This window comes from Chryseobacterium sp. 14P4.3.2 (assembly GCF_057799275.1).
This window is the reverse complement of the sequence record NZ_JBYOKO010000030.1, coordinates 1-19,705: the sequence shown is the minus strand read 5'-3', so window position 1 is coordinate 19,705 and position 19,705 is coordinate 1. Positions and strand designations below refer to the sequence as shown.

The 19,705-nt window shown below is 33.1% G+C and carries 12 protein-coding genes and 1 pseudogene; all 13 read left to right on the top strand.

The window, feature by feature from the left end:
* The first annotated feature begins 667 nt into the window (after positions 1-667).
* The 13 genes and pseudogenes from AC27VX_RS23170 to AC27VX_RS23110 all read left to right on the top strand — a co-directional run bounded on the left by AC27VX_RS23170 (position 668) and on the right by AC27VX_RS23110 (position 19,683).
* Positions 668-2,059: a T9SS type A sorting domain-containing protein gene (locus AC27VX_RS23170; RefSeq protein WP_488698276.1), complete on the top strand. Its 1,392-nt coding sequence runs from the start codon at positions 668-670 to the stop codon at positions 2,057-2,059.
* 9 nt (positions 2,060-2,068) lie between these two features.
* A complete protein-coding gene (locus tag AC27VX_RS23165) occupies positions 2,069-12,370 on the top strand; it encodes a SpvB/TcaC N-terminal domain-containing protein (protein WP_488698274.1) in 10,302 nt (3,433 codons plus the stop codon).
* Between the two features lie 4 nt (positions 12,371-12,374).
* Positions 12,375-12,839, top strand: a complete 465-nt coding sequence (locus AC27VX_RS23160; protein ID WP_488698272.1) for a hypothetical protein — start codon at positions 12,375-12,377, stop codon at positions 12,837-12,839.
* Positions 12,840-12,880: 41 nt separating this feature from the next.
* Positions 12,881-13,840: an RHS repeat-associated core domain-containing protein gene (locus tag AC27VX_RS23155; protein ID WP_488698269.1), complete on the top strand. Its 960-nt coding sequence runs from the start codon at positions 12,881-12,883 to the stop codon at positions 13,838-13,840.
* Positions 13,841-14,572 carry a barstar family protein gene (locus AC27VX_RS23150; protein WP_488698267.1) on the top strand — a complete coding sequence of 244 codons (732 nt, stop codon included), beginning with the start codon at positions 13,841-13,843 and terminating at the stop codon, positions 14,570-14,572.
* 40 nt (positions 14,573-14,612) lie between these two features.
* Positions 14,613-14,828 carry a hypothetical protein gene (locus AC27VX_RS23145; RefSeq protein ID WP_236857770.1) on the top strand — a complete coding sequence of 72 codons (216 nt, stop codon included), beginning with the start codon at positions 14,613-14,615 and terminating at the stop codon, positions 14,826-14,828.
* A gap of 2 nt (positions 14,829-14,830) precedes the next feature.
* Positions 14,831-15,292: a hypothetical protein gene (locus tag AC27VX_RS23140; protein ID WP_488698265.1), complete on the top strand. Its 462-nt coding sequence runs from the start codon at positions 14,831-14,833 to the stop codon at positions 15,290-15,292.
* A gap of 244 nt (positions 15,293-15,536) precedes the next feature.
* A pseudogene (locus AC27VX_RS23135) lies at positions 15,537-16,496 on the top strand (RHS repeat-associated core domain-containing protein); the annotation flags it as partial.
* Entirely contained in the window at positions 16,441-17,013 is a 573-nt protein-coding gene (locus tag AC27VX_RS23130; RefSeq protein WP_488698263.1) for a hypothetical protein, read from the top strand. The pseudogene AC27VX_RS23135 and the gene AC27VX_RS23130, both read left to right, overlap by 56 nt.
* A gap of 76 nt (positions 17,014-17,089) precedes the next feature.
* Positions 17,090-17,572, top strand: a complete 483-nt coding sequence (locus AC27VX_RS23125; protein WP_488698278.1) for a hypothetical protein — start codon at positions 17,090-17,092, stop codon at positions 17,570-17,572.
* A 19-nt stretch (positions 17,573-17,591) separates the two neighbouring features.
* Positions 17,592-18,269, top strand: a complete 678-nt coding sequence (locus tag AC27VX_RS23120; protein WP_488698261.1) for a hypothetical protein — start codon at positions 17,592-17,594, stop codon at positions 18,267-18,269.
* Complete coding sequence (locus AC27VX_RS23115; RefSeq protein ID WP_488698259.1) at positions 18,230-19,180, top strand: RHS repeat domain-containing protein; 951 nt, start codon at positions 18,230-18,232, stop codon at positions 19,178-19,180. The genes AC27VX_RS23120 and AC27VX_RS23115 overlap by 40 nt, the downstream gene beginning before the upstream one ends.
* 5 nt (positions 19,181-19,185) lie before the next feature.
* Complete coding sequence (locus AC27VX_RS23110; protein ID WP_236857757.1) at positions 19,186-19,683, top strand: hypothetical protein; 498 nt, start codon at positions 19,186-19,188, stop codon at positions 19,681-19,683.
* Positions 19,684-19,705 lie beyond the last annotated feature (22 nt).

Here is a 19,705-nt window from a genome sequence, read left to right as displayed (position 1 = left end):
GAGGTCATCAATAACGATTTTTACTTCGTTTTTGCGGTTGCAAAGGTACAATACTTTTCGAAATAAAAAAATAAAATTTAAATTAATTTTACGTGAATAATACCCAATTAATTTTACCGGACTAATAACCATTGAATTAACCTGTTTTAAAAATGAATAAAAATTCTTCAGATTTTTTTCTTTTTCATTCTTTATTAGTACCAATTGAGGGCTTAAGAATAATTTGCTATACGAATAATTAAATTTTTCAAATGTCAATTCTAGTAATCATGATTTAGTATTAAGCTTTAGAGCTATTTTTAGAGAGATAAGTGAGATGGTCACTTTATAATGTCCATTACAAAGAATAAAATAATAAACACTGATTATTTAAATCTTTTATAACAAATTTATGGTTAATAAGTAAAGGTTCTTTTTTTTTTACACATAATTCCTTAAATTTTGTTAAATAAAAAATTTGCTATATCTATTTCTTTTATTAATTTGCAAAAGTCAAAAAACTAATACCTGATTATCCATGGAAAATTCAATCTTCTCTATTTACTGTTTTGATTATCATTGCGTTGCTATTGATGTCGCTCGTATAATTTCTTTTTCTTACTGATTTTTTTATAACCAAACCTTCGAATAGTTCTTGCTAACTATCAATTTTAGTAAAATATCTGGCATGTATAAACTTTCTTATTCTAAGATGTTTACGATAACTGCTTTATCGTGTTCTGTCTCTTTTTATTCTCAATTAGTGGGATCAGATGTCCAGCTATGGGAAAAAGCAAATCCGACGCTTCGTGAAGCTTCAAAATGCAAAGATGAAAATCTGCTTAATTTCCATTGCAGTATTAAGGATAAGCTGTTCAAAAAATATATAAAATACAGTAAAAATAAAAGTCATACCCTTACGGCTGTTCATCGCTCCAAGGAAGATGAATTAATCTGGGAAAATACAGATGAAAAAATATCTTTAGGAAATAACAGTTATAAGACTGGAGAGAAAAAAAATGTGGAAATTAGAAAAAAGCCAAGCATTTTTTCATATCTGGCAACGGCTGATTCTGACCATGAAAAATCGGACAGTCTGAAAATTAAATTTGAGGATCAGAATCTCTATGAGATGGTATTTCTGCCAAGAAAAGCCAGGTCCTTAGATTTAAATAAAATTCATTCCTATCTTTCTATTAAATACGGAATCTCTCTTGAAAAAGGGAAGTATTACAGTAGTGACGGGAAAATAATCTGGGATCCTGAACAACATAAAGAATACAAATATAAGCCTACAGGATTGGGCAGAGATAATGGTAATGAACTTTATCAGAAACAATCATCCAATCAGGCAGATCTTTTTTTAACTATCGGGAAAAACTCCATTGAAAGAACCAATGTGGAAAATCAGGCGATTTTTGATAACAATCAGTTTGTAATCTGGTCAGATGATAACAAGGATTTGGCTTTGAAAAATGACGGAAGTTTTGATGTTCTGCAAAAAAACTGGGAGATCAGTTTTATTGGCAATAAAGTTTCTAAAACGGATTATAGTGTCAGGATTTTAAAAGAAACGGTAAATCCGAGATCTTTACCTACTGCTTATTGGATGCTTCTGAAAAAACCTGATGGAAGTATACAGAAAATTCAGGGGGTTGAAAATGAATATTATATATTCTTCAATAAAGTTGATTTCCTGAATGATTTTGATAGCGGAGATACGGCCCATTTTACTTTTGCCGTAAGTCCATTAAAAGATCAAAAAAGAGAAAGTACAAATCCTATTCAGAATTCTGGACCCGGATCATCAATCAATAGCAGTGAATTATCTTTGGAACTGACTAAAATTAATCTTTATCCAAACCCGGTTAAAAAAGGACAGATCTTTACGGTTACTTTTCCGTCAATGGACGGGCTTGAGATTTCCATTTATGATGGCACAGGAAGACTTGTAAAGCTGGATAATATAGACCGGAAATCCAACCACTATACCGGGCAACTTGATGTACAAAGTGCTTATATCATCAATCTTACCCAAAACAAAAAAATTATAAAAACTTTCAAATTAATCGTTGATTAAAACTTTACCATGAAAATAAATACGGATCAATTTCCTGTTACCAAGAAATCGTTTCTGTTGATGTCTTTCTTTGTGTGTATGTTTGTTTTTGCAAGCTTTACCAAAGAAGACAGGCAGAGGGTACGGAGATTTAAGAAAGAACTGATGAGTAAATTGACCGATACAAAAGTTGATTTACCTGACAGTAATGCAAAAGAAAATTCATTCAATCAATTAATACAATCAGAAACATCACCTCAAAAGAAGCTTTTGGGAGGTGATCATCCTTTATTTTTAGATTTGGCAAAGAAAAATACCAGAGTTTCTGAGTTTAAAAATGAAGTTATTGATAATAATAATTTTTATTCATCCAAAGAGAAAGAAGGAACCATTGGTACCTTCACGGATCAGGAAGAAGATGAGGTTTCTGATAACTTTTTCACCATTGATATTCCATCTGTTGAAGAAAACACAATTGCTTATCTGGAATATGATTTATTTGGGTTGGCTTCCCATGAATCTGTATCCAGATCTGTTAATCATAATATTGCAATGGGAGGAGGGATTATTGTTCCTAGTGCCAAATGGAGTCATCAGAAAGAAGCTGTTAATTCGGAGCTTATCAAGGCTGGTTCTAATTCTATATTATTCACTTCACCTGCTTTTGGAGTAAAATATAAAGTAAAAAATTTACGCCTGGTTTTTGAAAAAAATAAAAAATCAAATGATAGACCGATAGTAAGTTCTATGCTTTCGGGTGATCAGTTATATGTGAAAGGAAACACCGGATCTTTATCAGATATAGTGATTAATAATGAAGTGATTGCTGTAAAAAAAGGAGAGTTTGAAAAAGTAATCAGACTTTCAGAGAAAAATAAAGCGGATGGTGCATTTTCCATTACTGCAGGAGGGATTGTTAACACCTATAAAATCCCGGTTTCTACAAAAGCTTTTAAAATCGTTGATAATTACTATGCAAAACCAAAAGGAATTGAAGTTACAAAAGATAAAGAATTTAGTATAAGCTACGAAAATATGAATGTTTCTATTGAGAAAGAAACATCTGAATCAGCTTATATAGAAGTTCTAAAACTAAGAGAGAAAGATCTTCCTGCGGTATCTCAGGGGCTTAAGAATGTGACTCTGAACAATTCTGGTTATAGATTTTCCGTACTGTCGGGAAAGCTGGAGAAAAATGCAAAAATTAGCATTCCTTATGATGTTAAAAGATTGGGAATGTTTTCTCCTAAAGATATTAAGATCTTCCATTTTGATTATATTAAAAAGCAATGGGTAGCAGATCAGTCGGTAGTTGACGAGAAAAATAAAACAGTAACTGTAGAAGGGAAAGGAGATCACGATTATATCAACGGAATTATTTCCGCTCCGGAGTCTCCTCAGACAACAGCTTTTTCACCAACCAGTATCAGCGGATTAAAGGCTGCTGATCCTATGGCTGGAATGCAGCTGATGAACGCCCCTACAGCAAGCCAGAAAGGTGATGCCAATATGAACTATCCCATTAGAGTGCCTGCAGGTTTGGGAGGAGTACAGCCTTCTTTGGCTATTGGATACAATAGTGGCGCCGGAAACGGATGGATGGGTGAAGGATGGGACCTTCAGGGATTGTCAGCCATTACAGTGGACACCAGATGGGGAACTCCTATGTTTGGAAGTGAAGAAACCGAGCTTTATACATTAGATGGAGAAATGCTGGTGTATCCCGGAGGTTATCTTCCACACAGGCATAATAATGTAAGTGAAGCATCTACAGATATCACAACAGCAAGACAACCAAGAAATCCGGCAGGAAAAAAGCAGTTCTATCTTAGAAAGAATCACGATTTTACTCTTATAGAAAGGGAAGGAGACGGTCCTGCTAATTATTCATGGAAGGTGACTTCTACAAACGGTACGAAAAGCTATTATGGTGGAAGTGAGAATTCTGTTATAAAAAATGCAGAAGGCCAGATTGTTCATTGGGGATTGAGGATGGTAGAAGATACCCATGATAATAAAATGATGTTTACCTACCAGAATAATACAAACGTAAACATTGGTACCGGTAATAATGCTAATGGAGGAACTTATTTCCATATTCAAAAGATAACCTATGGAAAAGGTCAGGATTATAGTGTCAGTTTTGTTACTGAAAATACCCTAACCAGAAAGGATATTAATATCAATGCCAAACAGGGAGTCAAAAGGGTAGAACCATATCTTCTAAAAAGTGTTGATGTCAGTTATAAAACTCAAAAAATACGCAGTTACAGAGCAGAGTATGAAGATGGTCAGTTTTCAAAAACCAGATTGAGAAGATTATATATTCAGGGATATAATATTAAAGATCCTCATCCGCTTCCTATTGTGGATGATTATAATTTTGAATATTATAATGAAGTAGAAAATAATCAGATATTTGGAGCTGATACTCAGTTACAGGTAAATTATGAAAATCCATATCCTAGCATCATTGGAGATCTTTTGAAACCATCAAAAATTAATGGAAATATTTCTACAGAAAGCGGTCTGAATTTTAGAGCAGCAGCAGGATTGAATTTTTTCTATTCTTCAAATGATGCCTACGGTCACCTTATGTTTGGTTTCCCTTTCGGATATTCTACGGCTGAGGCCAAAAACGTGCAGCAGCTTATTGATTTTAATGGAGATGGAATACAGGATATGATCTACAGAACATCTTCCGGGCTTACTTATAGTGAAGGAAAATTAGATATATACGGTAGGCTGTCTTTCTTATCTCCTAAACCGATTTTAAATTATAATAGTAATTTTTCTTTTACTGAAACTAAAACCAATAATTCCGGATGGGATATGGGAGCCATTGTATACAGCAAGTCTTCTATTACTTCTACTTCAAAAGGAATTACCTCTACTTATCTTATTGATGCCAATTCTGATGGATTGGTTGATATTGTAAGTGATGGAAAGGTTTGGTTCAATAAATATAATTCATCAGGACAGCCTGAAATGACTCAGCACTCAGAGTATACAGAGAATATGGTAGTTAAGGTAAAGCCGATAGCTCCTCCTCTTATACCTCCTCCGGGACCTAAAGTTCCGCCGATTGTAGAGCCTGATTATCCTGCAACTCCTATTGCAGATGTAGTAAAAGTGTGGATAGCTTCTCAAGACGGTTATATTACTATCAATGATAATGTGAGTATCAGTGGTGTTGATCCTTTAAATCCTGTTAATACACTAAAACCTAACGATAAAGCATACTATTCAGTTGAGATTGCAAATCCCGATTATATACAGGGAAGTAATCAACCTAATAATTTTTATAATGCGAGAGTTTTTCTTACTCAGCTTAATCCTAATAATCTGTCTCAATCTGTAACAATTTCCCGATATAATGATTATTATTCTCAGATTATTAATGTGCCGGCAGGAAATACACTGTATAATATCCATGGTGCAATCAATAATTCGAATAGATTATTTGTGAAAAGTGGAGATAAAGTGTATATAAGGCTTCATAAAAGTGGTGACTCCGACTTAGAAATACGATCTAATCCAACAATTACTTATATTGATCCTGCCACGGGAGCAGAATTAATAGCTATTGATCTTTCACAAGATCAATTTCAATTGAATAATGGCAGATATGGAGATAATCTGTTTATGAATAATCTGATAGCACCAATATATCTGGATGCTACAGGAACTGCAAACATTAATGTCCCTAGTGTTACCTTCTCTTCTTCTTCAGATAGCTTTACTTTTAAAGTAATCAAAGAAAATACAATTACTGGAGCAGCTACAATTCTTTATTCTGAAACTAAACCTCAAAGTGATACTTCTTTTATTACTTCGGAATACGTTGATAGTATCTCTGTAAATGCAAGTGAACCGGTCTATTTGAAATTTGTTGTGGAATCAGATTCTCATACTAACTTTCTTTATGATAACTGGAATAATCGTATTTCTGTAAATTATAGCGCGACAACAAATATAAATACCAATACAAGTACCCCTGTTAATGTTAAATATGATGTTGTAGCTCAATATCCGTCATTTGCTGTTACTAAATTTAAAGAGAGGCTTGATATTAGAAACCCACTGGTTAATTCTAATATTATTAGTGGAACTCATAATTTTGGAGTGCAGATCAATAAAGATATTGCCAATGCTTCAAACTTAGGTACTGGAAGTTTTTATTATGTTATCAAAAAAAGTAATAAAGTTCTTGCAAAGAGAAAAGTAACTGTTACAGTTTCTCAAGGAATTGCTCCTACTATTGTAGAAGAAAATATGCTTACAGGGCAAGTTATTCCGGGAATTGATCATGCGATTGTTTATAAAGGTAGTCTGACACAACCTTCTTTTGATGTAGGATTTAGTATTCAGGTATATTGCCAGACAGGTGCAGAATATGCTTTGTTTGATAAATACTCAGAATATTTCCAGGGAAAGCCGTTTAATATATATTATGATGCTTCCAGCTTTTTAACTAAGGTCTGGGCTACTTCTGTGAATACGGCAATGTATAATACAAAATCTGCAATTTATAATAACTGGGGACAGTTTTTATATAAGCCGAACAATGATGTGGAATATAGCTATGGAACCCCTATTGAAGAGGAAGCATTTACAGGAAATGTTGCTCTTCAGAATACATATTCAGCTTGCCAGGGGTTAACAGGGCAGGCACTTACTGACTGTGTGGCATCCAATGGTAATACAAGTTGCCAGGGACTAAGTGGACAGGCATTGACAGATTGTGTAGCACAGAATGGTAATCCAAATACAGGGAATAATACGGTGTCACAATATGTTACTCCTATGAAACCTTTCTCTGAGTGGGTTATCAGGCCTCGTCCTTGGCCTACGACAAGAGTTAGTAAATGGATAGGAACAGGTGGTCAGCAACAATTTTCAGGGGCAATTTCTTTTAGAGATTTAGAGGGAATAAATTATTTTTCAAACCCTGTTCCAAATCCTCCTGCAATTTCACCTACCTCTCTTGTGAACGGAGTGCTGTCATTAGATACAACGATGAAAGCAATCAGTAAGAAACAAAGCAGCAGGTCGAAGAATACAACCAATGGACTAAGTGTGGGAACTGTAAGTGCAGGAAATTCTGAAACTCTACCCCTTAAAGATGGTAGTATTGAAACCCAGACATTTTCTGATATGAATGGAGACGGATATCCTGATATGGTATATCCTGAATCTATACAATATACAAATTCTGTAGGAAGTTTGGACGATATAAAACTCGTTGCTACTGGTGATTTTCCAACAAATACATACAGTTATTTAAAAGTAAATTCTTTAGGTTTTTCTTTTAATGTCTTTTCAGCCAGTGGAAGAGATAAAGCAAATGGACCCACCGGTACATCTTCAAAAAGTAATAATTCAATGCCTTGGTCTGTAGGGGTAACTGCGGGGGTTGGGGCCAATGATTATTTTAACTCATATGATTCCGGAAGAGCATTTTGGACAGATGTTAACGGTGATGGATTACCAGATAGAATTATCGATTATAATACGATAATGTTTAATCTTGGGAAAAGTTTATCAGAACCCACGTCTTATCAGAATATGATTTCTTATCGTTCTCATCCAATAGGAGGCCTTAATTTTTCTATAGGAGGGGGCCTTGGATCTTTTGCTAATCTGAGTGCTTTGAGTAATTTTGGTTTTGGAATAAGTGCAAGTGCAGGGGGATCTGGTTCTAAAGGAACAGCAGAAGTCGTATATGAAGATATTAATGGAGATGGACTTATTGATATTGTGGAGGTAGATAACAATAATAAATCAGCAAAAGTTCGTTATAACCTGGGGAATAAATTTGATACAGCAGTTCCATTACTTAAAGCAGCTGGAAAGGTCGACTTTACAGAAGAAACGGGATCTTACAACGGATATGTGTCTTTTGGTGGAAATATGATGCTGAATTTTGGGCCTATTCCAATTATTCCACCTGCAATTCTGGTTATTTTCATAAAAGCAGGGGCAGGAGCTACTGCAAATTTAGGGATCAATGTTTCCGAAACTAAAAAAGCTTTCAGAGATATGAACGGGGATGGATTCCCTGATCTGGTAGTAGATACTAATGATGGTTTCATTGTTAACTATTCTTTAATCGGACAAACGAACAAACTTAAAACAGTTACCCATGCTATTACAAAGGGGCAGTATACTGTGAATTATAAGTTTACACAGCCTAATTATAAGGACCCTCATGCTAAACTGGTGGTAGATGAAGTGAGAATACTGAATCCTGATGTATTCAGTACCAACTATACTCAGTCGGATGCAACGAAAGATATGGTAACGAAATATACATTTGAAAAATCTAAATATGACAGAAGAGAAAGAGACAACTTTGGATTTGAAAAAGTAACCAGCGAGCAATTAAGTGCTGCCGGAAGTACATACCGTAAAACAGTAGATACATATTATAATACAAGCTATTTCTTAAACGGATTAATTAAAGAAAGTAAAATCCTTTCAGGAAATGATGAGTTAATTTCTAAAGTTAACTATAACTATCATGTGTATAGATTTAAAGATAATGTAACTAAAATTGATGCAAATTATTTACCGGAAGGTTTTGATACGGGAGGAACAGAAGGTAGGAAAATGGCAGTTGTCCTATTGGATAAAAAAGTCAATACGAGATATGAAAATGGCGGAGAGGTTGAAACCACAGAAAAAATGGAGTATGATTATAATACCGGATTGGTTTCAAATTATACCTATACCAGCCCTACCAATTCGTATAAATCAGCCATACAGTACTGGGGACAGTTAAATAATAATATTATAGGGGTACCAAAGCAAATTAATGTATATGACGGAACAGGTTCTACACTTTTAAGACAGAGAAGTACACAAAACGTTAATGCAAATACCGGGGATATAGGAAAATATATTGTATTTGACGGTTCTCAAAATATTGAAACAGATTATACTTATGAAACATCAGGAAATGTGAAAACAGTAACTTATCCTCCTGATGAAACGTCAAACAGATACTCAATATCTTATGAGTATGATGGTGAGACAGGTAAATATGTAGCGAGAGCGACCGATGCTTTTGGGTATATTTCTTTTGGGGAGTATAACCCGTATTTCGATGTTTTGACAAAGAGTACAGATATCACAGGTAATGTAATTTACTATGCATATGATGATTTTGGAAGAATGGTTGCCGTAAATGATCCTTATAGCCTTGCCGGAAACTCTACTTTAACACATTCTTATTATTTTGATCACTACGGTATTCCAAATTCCAACCAGACTATTAAAATATTCCGTGCCACAACCTCACATTATGATGCTGATCATCCTACTAATCTGATCAATACAGACTCCTATTCAGATTTTATGGGAAGGGTGATACAGGTGAAGAAAGATGTTGATATTAACGGAACCGAACGTAGATCCATTTCAGGAAGGCCGGTATTTGACGTATTGGGAAGACAGGTTTATCAGTACCAACCTCAGGAAGGTGCTCTTCAGGATAATAATCTGGATCTGAATCTCAGCCAATATATGCTGGCAAATACTTATGATGTTTCAGATAGAATTACCAATGTAAAATACGAAGATGGGGTTGAAAAATCAATTCGCTACGAAATAGAAGGTAATCTTTTTAAAACCACAGAAGAACTTGATGTTACAAAAACAGAAACCTTTACCAATGCAGAAGGGCAAGTTGTTGAGAAAGTAAATTATTTGGATAGCGATCCACTATCTACAAAGTTTGAATATAATACAGTAGGTGAGCTCTTAAAAGTGATTGATCCGCAGGGGATTAAAACTACCTATCAATATAACCTTGCAGGAAGAAGGACAGAAATGATGCATCCTGATAAAGGACTCACTACTTATGTATATGATTCTGCAGGTCATTTAATTAAGTTTGGGACGGCAAACCTTGCGAATGATCCTACTATACAGACGCATCAGATTCATTATAGATATGATAAAAACAGGCTTACTGATATTGAACTTCCTAATCTTCCAACCGGTACAGTAAATCCTAATAACGTTCATTATGATTATATGCCTGCCAATTCAGGAAATAACTCAGGAAGGATCATTACAAAAACAGATGGTACAGGATATACTACCTATAATTATGGAAAACTAGGTGAAGTAATATCGGAAACACGTAGAATATTCGGATATAATATTCCAACGATGGAATTCAAAACAGATTATGTGTATGACAGCTGGAACCGTCTTAAAAAACTGACGTATCCTGATGGAGAACAACTTTCCTATAGCTATGATCTTGGAGGGAATTTAAAGACTGTAACCAATGGTAGTTACAATTATATTCAGAACATCAGGTATGATCATTATGAGCAGAGAACAGGTACAGATTATGGAAACGGAACCAAAACCACTTATTCATATTTAGATACCAACAGAAGGTTAAGCTATTTTGGTCTTTGGAGTACGACAAATCAATTCTTATCCAACAGATATGATTATGATAAGAGAGGAAATATTGTCCGTCTTGGTAATGATGTAGGGGTAACTCAAAATCAGATGGGAGGTACCTATGCTTTCAAATATGGATATGATACCTTAAACAGATTGATTGGTACAGAAAGTGATATGGGACTTAATGATAAAGGAGGAACTCCTACAACGCCGAATAATTCTCCTTATTCACAAAGTAACTCGCATTTCGATCTGAAGAGAATAAGATATAACGAAAGTGGGGGAATGGTGCTGAAAGAGCAGGTTCATCAAATTAATCAGCAGCCGGAGCCATTAAATACGTATTCTAACAATTATAAGTATATACCGGATACCCATAAGGTAGAGGCGATCATTGATGGTAATATCAGTGGAGCGCAACAGTTTTTCAGTTATGATGATAATGGTAATACGATCAAGCATGCCGATGAATTTGGTGCGAAGCAGATGTTCTGGGATGAACAGGATCGTATGAAGGCTTTTTACAGTGATGACTCTGGTGTATATCAGTATTATGCGTATGATGATAAAGGAGAAAGAACGATTAAGTATAACCTTCATGGAAGTTCTCAGCTATATCAGAACGGAGAATTGGTAGATCCGGGTAGCTTAAGTTTAACAGATTATACATTGTATCCTAATTCATATGTAACCGTATCTTTAAACGGACAGTATACCAAACATTATTTTGAAGGATCAACCCGCTTTGCAAGCAGGGTGATGGATGGAAGCAATATTTTTATTCCATTAAATCTTAGAGTGTCTGATCAGGGAACAGCATTGAAAGAGCCTGATACAGAAGTGGATTTTAAAACATATCTTGAGAAAGCAGGTGTAGAAGATATTTCCGTTTCGGAGTTAAATACTTTAAATGCGCCAACAATGCAGCAAGGTTTATATTATTTGCATACTGACCATTTAGGAACGGCAACATTTGTAACTAATTCCAGTGCGCAGACTACGCAGTTTTTCTTAAATTTACCATTCGGGGAAACGATGCTTGAGCAGCGGACAGGAGTATATAATAATCCATATAAGTTCAATGCCAAAGAACTGGATAAAGAAACTGGATTGTATTATTACGGAGCAAGATATTATAACCCAAGAGCGAGTATCTGGTATGGGGTGGATCCACTAGCAGTCTACAATCCTGTAATGGAAAGTGAATTTTATGGAGACGGACAACACAACGGAGGGGTCTACAACTCTGGGAATCTTAATCCTTATATTTACTGTTATCAGAATCCAATTGTTTATGTTGACCCGAATGGGAAGCAAAACTATTCTTCAATAATAAGTGTGAAATTCTCTGCTTTAGGTAGAGCTATTGATGATGGATCAAAAGAAGTAGCTTCTCAAGTTACAACAAGAGGATTTGGAGCTGTACAAATGGTAGGAGGAGCAGTTGAAACAGTTGTAGGAGGTATTGGTGGGGTTCTTACTTCGGAAACAGGAGTTGGGGCAGCTCTAGGCTATATCACAGCGGCAAATGGTATAGACAATACCATTACTGGGGCAAAGCAGCTATGGACAGGAGAAAGTCAAGATACTTATTTGCACAAAGGTGTAGTAGCGGGTTCTAAAGCGGCAGGTGCAAGTGATGATACAGCTGAGAAAATTGCTACCGGTGCTGATATTGCAACTATGGGCTTAGGAGGAGGAAAAACGGTCAAAAGTTCTAAGAATTTAGAACCAATGGTTGATTTTAAAAATGTTAACAAAAGCGGAAAATGGCAACTTGGTACTAGGGCTACGAATACAAACAAGCATTTACGATTAGAGCGCCATAAAATTGATGGCAAAATGAACACGCATATAAACCACGGTACTCAAGGTAAAAAGCATTGGCCACCACTTAAGAAATAATAGTATGAATTTCATTGAATTCTTAGATAAATTAGAAGTTAGTATTCCTATTTATAAAGATGAATTTTATCAACAGATATTAATTTTTTTGTTAAAAAAATACAAAAAATTAAAGAAATCGGTTTGTATTTTAGATTGTGAAATTTCAAAAAATGGTCATTTTGTTGAATTAAAAAAAAATGATTCTTTTTTCTTTGAATTGAATTTTAATCAAAAAGATATTCATTTGATAATTAATCATTTTGAAGAAATGTTCTTTTTTGATGATACTAATTTTAGATTAAATTATCAGAATATTTTTAATAAGATTTTTGACGGTAATTATAAAATTATAGAGTCTTCTTCTTATTTTTCAACTTATACGAGATTATATTTTAATGATGAAATAGAAAAAATGAATAGTGATATTTTAACTATAAAAAATAAGTCATATAATGTTATTCAAGGAGAATCTTTAATTGATACTTAAAAACCTCATTACGAAAAGTTTATAAAACAGAATCCCTCGCTTTGCGAGGGATTCTGTTTTATAAAGCTGCTACATTTTTATTAAAAAATTCCAGTGCGCAGACTACGCAGTTTTTCTTAAATTTACCATTCGGGGAAACGATGCTTGAGCAGCGGACAGGAGTATATAATAATCCATATAAGTTCAATGCAAAAGAGCTGGATAAGGAAACCGGATTGTATTATTACGGAGCAAGATATTATAATCCGAGAGCGAGTATCTGGTATGGGGTAGATCCGCTGGCAGTTTACAACCCTGCAATGGAGACTCAGTTTTATGGAGATGGACAACATAATGGAGGAGTATACTTCTGGGGGAATCTTAACCCTTATATTTATACCTATCAGAATCCAATTAATTTAATTGATCCTAATGGTAAACAGGCAGCTTCTAAAGCTCATCGGGGAGGAGGTTATAGAGGTATTGGAATTCCAATACCTATGTACGAACATCAGGGTGTTTATCTTCCTTTTCCTGTTCATACCCAAGAAGAATATAGGGAAGGTTTTAATAAATTGGGAAATGACCTTAAGGCAGTAACAGTAATTGGATTTACTGCAGTTGCTGTTTCTACATCTGATGTATGGATACCTTTAATTGATAAATATAAGCAAGCTGTTAATTGGTCGAATAGGGTTTTGAATTCTAATAAAGATTCTGGATTTGCTTCAACTGGTAATACGGAGATAAATAAAGAAATAATAGAAGTGGCAGCAGGAAGAGGGACAACAAGAAAGGAAGATGATGGAAGTGATAAAATATTTAGAGGAGATCAGTATTTACAAGGAAAAGAAGGGTATGGTTCTCAGAAGAATTGGATTGGTGCTGTTGAATATGAAGTTCGTGGAGCATTTCTACAACATAATAGGATATTGAAAAAAACGAATAGTGACGGTAGCATTAAATACGGATATAGCACGAGTAAGGATTATAAGAAAATTCACGAAATAAAGAAAAAATAAATGACAATAGAATTAAATAATAAATATTTGGGAATAAATTATTTTCATTTAAAGAGAAATGAAAATATAATTAGAGATAAATTACTTTTAAAGATTGATAAAAATTATAGACAAGATATTTTAGAACAAATAGAAGATGGTGGAAAATTAAGTATTTATATTGAAACTAGAGATAAAACAACTTTTTGTTTGTATGAAACAACATTTATTACAGATTATGTCTATCTACTTGAAGAGCGTAATAATATTGAAGAAATAGTATTGGACGTTATTATGTCAAATAATAATAGTGCGTTAGGTGAGAATTATAATCAATATATTGTTGATATTTTCTATAACTGGAACAAGGGTATTGAAATTGATTGGCTTAAGATCAAAAATGTGGATATGAAAGAAGCATATCTTACCGCTTGTTATGTTTGGAATTATAATTTATTTGAAATTAAAAATATCAATGAAGTACATATTGATGGTAAATTAATTGAATGTGATGAAGATTTGTATCATTATTTGGGAGAACAATTAATGGGTGAGAGAGGTTATTTTGGAAGTGGATTAGATTCGTTAGGTGATTTTTTAATTGATATTGCAAAAAACAACAATATAAGTACAACCGTAGTATTTACTAATGTAGATATTTTAGTTCAAAATACAAATAGATATTTTTTTGAAACACTTAACTATTTATTAGAAAAAGCTAAATTCAAAATTGAAATAATATCATCTGAGTAAGACCTTGCTCCAAAAAGTCTCAGATGGTCTTATAGAAGTTATGGCTCATGAATTTGGAAAACATGCAACAATGCATGCGAGATACTTAAAACTTTTAAATTCGGGTAATATTGAACAACTGGAACAAGAACAAAATATAAATTTTGAAGGGGATCACATGAAATCTACAAACCCAAGAGGAGCAAAAGTTTATGATGGGATAATGAATGATTTAGGATTAAAACCACAATGGCCAAACGAACTTAAAGCGAAGTAATCATGAAATTAATTTATTATATTTTTTTATTTCTTTTCTTCTCTTGTTCAGATAAGGATTATAGTTCTGTTTTAAAAAGTTCAAAAGATTTAGATAATTCTTATAATGTAACAATGACAAATAATGGAACCCAATTATCTATTGTGAGTCTTTATAAAGATGGAAGCAGTGATACGGAATTTTATTTTTTGAAAAAAGATAAAGAGTTTTATAGTTGTGATAAATCGTTCTCAAGCGATAGCATTGGTAAGCAAGTTTTGTTATCTTCAATAAAAAATTATGAAAGTTACAAAGGAAATAAATATAAAGGAGATAGCTTAATTATAAAAAAAAATAAAAATGGAGATTATATGACTTTATATAAATCAATTAGTTACAAAAGAATTCTGAAAATGGAATATCACTATGATAAAGATTATAAAATAAATAAAATTATTTTTAATAATACGGTTTATGTTAGGTAGATTAATTAAAACAAAATCCCCACATTTCAACAAAATTTTTATAACGACAACAATAAATTATTAACCAAAAACTCTACTTTTGAGTGTGCCAAAGGTGGGAAGTGTTCAAAAACAGGGAAGTCTTCAGACAAATTGGAATTGTTAATTATCAAGGTGAAAATTTTAAACATAGTATATTTCATGAAATAGGTCATATGTTAGGACTAAGACTACGCAGTTTTTCTTAAATTTACCATTCGGGGAAACGATGCTGGAGCAAAGAACGGGAGTATATAATAATCCGTATAAGTTCAATGCCAAAGAGCTTGACAGAGAAACAGGGCTGTATTATTATGGAGCAAGATATTATAACCCAAGAGCGAGTATTTGGTATGGTGTTGACCCGCTAGCAGAAAAAATGCCGAGTTGGAGTCCATATGTATATACTTTTGATAATCCTGTCAAGTTTATAGACCCAACAGGAATGGAGCCCACTGGAGATATTTACTCAAAATCTGGCAAGTATTTGGGATGGGATGGTAAGAACGATCAGAAAGTTTATGTAATAGATGATAATAAATATCGGACAGATTCAAAAGGAGTAAATCATTTTGCAAAAAAAGATTTGAGAGAATTAAAAGGTATTACAGGTGAAGTGTTTTTAGGGTTTGCCTCTGCAATACATAGAGAATCTGATGGGGATAGAATGGAGTCATTAGCTATAGGCAATGTTACAATGAATTATTTAGGAGGTGGCGGATCTAGAGATTTACAAACCCTTGAAGATATTGTTATGTATGATAATAGTTTTGCTCAAGGAGCTACTCAAAAAGATTTCTCTAATTTTTTAAATTTAAGTTTTGGTGACAGGAATTCAAAGTTCGCTATCGAATCAGCAATTAATGCCTACGGATATTCTCAGGGAATGAGTGGTTTTCAAGATTACAGTAATGGAGCTAATGCTTGGGATGGAACAGATTTAATTTTTTCGACTTGGCCAAATTCTCACAGAAATTATACTTGGAGTAATTCTTCTCAAGGATTGTTGACTAAATTTAAAAATGATAATGGTGGCGCTGTAGATGTTTCGAAGTTTAAATATAGTCCTACTAATTATGATATCTCTGCAACAAAAATTTTGGGAGGTACTTTATATGAAAATATAACAGGTGGTAGAGGAGAAAGAATACAAAATAGAACAAGGTTTAATTATCGAACTAAATAATATGAAATTACATAATATACTGTTTCTTTTTACATCTATTATTTTTTTCACAAGTTGTAAGAGTGATCATCCGCATTCTATTAAAGAGAATTTTTCTGATAAGACTTATAGGAAATGGTTAATAGATACTTTATCTGTGCTAAAGCAAAAAGATAATGTTAAAAATATTCGAACATATTCTATTAATCAAGATTCGTCATCTTTAACGATTAAGACTAAAATAGATACTTTTATAGATAATAAAGGTGATGTTGACAATTCTAAGGAGTTAAAATATGCTATTTCTTTACTCCAAAGAAATCACATTATGCCTAAAAAAAGGTTTAGACTAATTTTTGTAACTCAATGTTATTATGATTTGCCATACAAGGATACTGGACTTTTATATGATTTTCAGATAGATGTAAACGAATTTTACGTGATAACAGATGAGTCTAAAAAGGAGTATAAGTTTATGAAAGGTAATCTAACAGATAGTATTTCTATTTCTTCACTTCCCGATATTCAAAGTTTATGATAAGTACTATATCCCTCGCAAAAGCGAGGGTTTTTATTTTATAGTGCCGCCACATTTTTATTAAAGAAATCTTTAAATTTTTTGGTGGTCAGCATTTTTTCCACGAGTCGGAAAATGGTTTGCTTGTCCCCGCTACCCCGATGTTATTACAATAGATTCTGGCGTAGTAAATACGGTTTCAAAAAATAAAGGAAATAAAAAGTATATTGATAATTTAGCAGAAATTATAATTCATGAAGGTGGTCATTGGGCAGACTATAAAATGGACGGTAAATCCCAGGAAAAAGACGGAATTTTTAAGATGAGTCTTCAATCAAAAAGTGGTAGGGCAGATGCAGGAGATAATTGGGAAGCTGTTTATTTTGGAACAGATACTAAATTTTCTAATTCTGATCGTGATATAATTAGTGAAAAGTTTGATGGAATTAGGAGGAATAATGCTGCAAAAGATTTTAGGCAACAACGTGAAATCAGGGACTTGAAATCACAAAAAAAGCCATCTATTTTAGATATTTATAAAAAACCAAAAGATAATTTGCGAACAAAAGGATGTTATTAACCCAAAATCCCTAAATAATATGAATTTTAAAACTATAATAGTTATAATTTTATTATCCTCTTTATTACTTACGAATTGTAAGGAGGAAATGAAAAAATGTGTAAGTCAATCAACCGATACTAATGTAAAACTATATAATGATTTAACAGATCAGTTGATACCTTATTTTTTTAGAGAAGATTATTTAGGTGAAAAAAGATATTTTGATAGTTTAAGAGTTCATGATGATGATTTATATATCGAAGAGAAGACAAAAGCGCACAACGAAATTTTTAATCATCCTGAAAAATTTTGCAATTTGTATATATATTCTACTAAAAATAAAAATACATATTTCTGGACAGATAATACTGAAGTTTATTTAAGACGCATAAAAAGAACGAAGGATTCTTTTAAAGACTTTTCTAATAGTCCAGATATTAAAAAATTAAGCATACGAAGTTCTTTAAAAGCAAATCAATTTAATTTGTGTACCGCAAAAGTACTAGATCTGGCAGAGTATGATAAACATACAAATGAATGTGAGATAGGAGTAGTATATTTTTCAGAGATTGTATTTAATCCTTCTAAAAGAAGAGCATTAGTTTTTGTTGACCATCGTATAAAAAATTATTTCCATAGAAATGCTGTATTTGAACTAAGATTGCATGATAATTATTGGGAAATAGAAGATTTTATGTTAGTGTCAACATCCTAATTTCCGGCTTTGTTACCAATTCCAGCGGTCAGAGTACACAATTTTTCTTAAATTTACCATTCGGGGAAACGATGCTGGAGCAAAGAACGGGAGTATATAATAATCCATATAAGTTCAATACCAAAGAACTGGATGAAAAAACCGGATTGTATTATTATGGAGCAAGATATTATAACCCAAGAGCGAGTATCTGGTATGGTGTTGACCCGGTGGCAGTGTATAATCCTTCAATGGAGACTCAGTTTTATGGAAATGGGCAGCATAATGGAGGAGTATATTTCTGGGGAAATCTTAATCCATATATATATACCTATCAGAATCCAATAAAGTATATTGATCCTGATGGTAAACAGGTTGTTACTCCTTTTATAGTCCCACCCCCTCCATTGGTTCCAGGTGCAATACCTTCTAATAAAAAAGAGAGCGGAGTTTATTATAGACCAGGAATACCTTTTCCTATTTTTGATACTGGTTCTTTATTAGAGGGTGTTAATAAACAGCTGGATAAAAGTAACGTTGTAATGTTAGGATTCACACTCGTAGCTGTAGAGGGTTTTAAGGAGGTGTATAATAGAACAAAAAGCAGTTTATCAGTATTGTTTTCAGATAATCTTCGACCTGAAAAAGGCTGTGAGGGTACTGGAAAACATGGCTTAAAATGGAAAGAAGGAGGAGCAGAAGCTAAAAAAACACTTATTCCGCAAGGACAATGGGGAAGCAAAGAAGATTTGGATTATGCAGGGCAAAAGGCTTCTGAGCTAAAACCAAGAGAAGGTGCTGAATTTGAACTACCAATAGATACAAAGAGTGTAGTTCATATGCCTGACGGGAGTACTAAGAAAGCCACCCATATGTGGCTTAGAAATAATGGAAATGGAAAAACATTTCATGGTTATCCAAAAGTTAAATAATATTTATGTTTAAAATAATTTTAAATCCTCCACATATTGTGGAGGAACAATCATTGAAGGAATATGAATCAATAGGAGAATTAATTGAAGGTATTTTTCCTTTAAGTACAGATTTTTTTTATATCAGTTGGAATAATATTGATGTTTCTCTTTCTTATAAATATGACTTATCTATAATATTTGAAGATTTTGTATATATAATCAAATTTTTAGAATCAAAAGACAGAATACTTAAATTGGCTTTTCCATCAAATACCTTTAACGTTGTTTGGAATATAAGAAAAGAGGGTAATAATATTAGTATATTATCACAATGGAATACTGTATTGAGTCATAATGAAAAAACATTAAATGACAATTCATTTTTAAACATTGATTCTAATTTATTTAAAAACGAACTGTCAAAAATATTGAAATTTATTTATGAAATTATTATTAATAAGAAAGAAAGCATTAATGGACAATTATTAAATGATATATTCTATAATAAACCTAATATTTAATTTATACTCCAGTCCCCGCTCC

What these genes read in the sequence shown, in the direction of transcription:
- AC27VX_RS23170 (WP_488698276.1), top strand. Translation starts at nt 668, where the DNA reads ATGTATAAACTTTCTTATTCTAAGATGTTTACGATAACTGCTTTATCG.
- AC27VX_RS23165 (WP_488698274.1), top strand. Translation starts at nt 2,069, where the DNA reads ATGAAAATAAATACGGATCAATTTCCTGTTACCAAGAAATCGTTTCTG.
- AC27VX_RS23160 (WP_488698272.1), top strand. Translation starts at nt 12,375, where the DNA reads ATGAATTTCATTGAATTCTTAGATAAATTAGAAGTTAGTATTCCTATT.
- AC27VX_RS23150 (WP_488698267.1), top strand. Translation starts at nt 13,841, where the DNA reads ATGACAATAGAATTAAATAATAAATATTTGGGAATAAATTATTTTCAT.
- AC27VX_RS23145 (WP_236857770.1), top strand. Translation starts at nt 14,613, where the DNA reads ATGGCTCATGAATTTGGAAAACATGCAACAATGCATGCGAGATACTTA.
- AC27VX_RS23140 (WP_488698265.1), top strand. Translation starts at nt 14,831, where the DNA reads ATGAAATTAATTTATTATATTTTTTTATTTCTTTTCTTCTCTTGTTCA.
- AC27VX_RS23120 (WP_488698261.1), top strand. Translation starts at nt 17,592, where the DNA reads ATGAATTTTAAAACTATAATAGTTATAATTTTATTATCCTCTTTATTA.
- AC27VX_RS23110 (WP_236857757.1), top strand. Translation starts at nt 19,186, where the DNA reads ATGTTTAAAATAATTTTAAATCCTCCACATATTGTGGAGGAACAATCA.